We start from the raw sequence: 533 nt of genomic DNA on the forward strand, positions 1-533 counted from the left end.
GTATCCGTCCCACCAACCACATGTTGACCTGCAGCCTGTGTATCTCTAGCTTTGTACAAAAATATTAGAGATGAATAGACAGGAAGAAATGTTTCAGCTGATAGAACAATACCGCGTAAGTGGATTATCAGCAAAGAGCTTTGCCCGAGAGAATAATATCAGTGCAAGCACTATGGGATACTGGATCCGGAAAAAGCGATCCTTGGAGAAAGGATCTGGATTTGTTGAAATATCAGGCAGCACCTCTGGTGCGATGGAGGTAGAACTTCTTTTTCCCAATGGCGTCCAGCTCAGGATGAATGGCGGAGATCCAGCTTTAATCGCGACACTGGTCCAGCTGCGCCATGTTTAGCCTTGGCTCTTCCAATAGCTACCACCTCTACCTGAAGTCTTGTGATATGCGAAAGAGTTTTTCGGGCCTGAGCGGACTGGTCAGAAATGAACTCCATCGGGAGCCTACCTGCGGTGATGTGTTCGTTTTTCTTAACCGAAATCGCACTCACATAAAGCTGCTGCACTGGGAGCGTGGCGGT

The 533-nt window shown here is 47.8% G+C and carries 2 protein-coding genes; both read left to right on the forward strand.

All coding sequences use genetic code 11. The features are described 5' to 3' along the window. Window positions 1–70 precede the first annotated feature (70 nt). Window positions 71–352, forward strand: coding sequence for an IS66 family insertion sequence element accessory protein TnpA (gene tnpA / locus RM539_RS19955; RefSeq protein ID WP_311505175.1), 282 nt, complete (start codon window positions 71–73; stop codon window positions 350–352). Continuing rightward, window positions 345–533 (forward strand): IS66 family insertion sequence element accessory protein TnpB (tnpB, locus tag RM539_RS20200; protein ID WP_432264651.1); only part of this gene is annotated, 189 nt, incomplete at its 3' end. The genes tnpA and tnpB, both read left to right, overlap by 8 nt.

The organism is Autumnicola musiva, from assembly GCF_031846585.1.
Classification (GTDB): Bacteria; Bacteroidota; Bacteroidia; order Flavobacteriales; family Flavobacteriaceae; genus Autumnicola; species Autumnicola musiva.

Bases quoted from the DNA above. Each gene is read 5' to 3' on its own strand.
- tnpA (WP_311505175.1), top strand. From the start codon at position 71: ATGAATAGACAGGAAGAAATGTTTCAGCTGATAGAACAATACCGCGTA.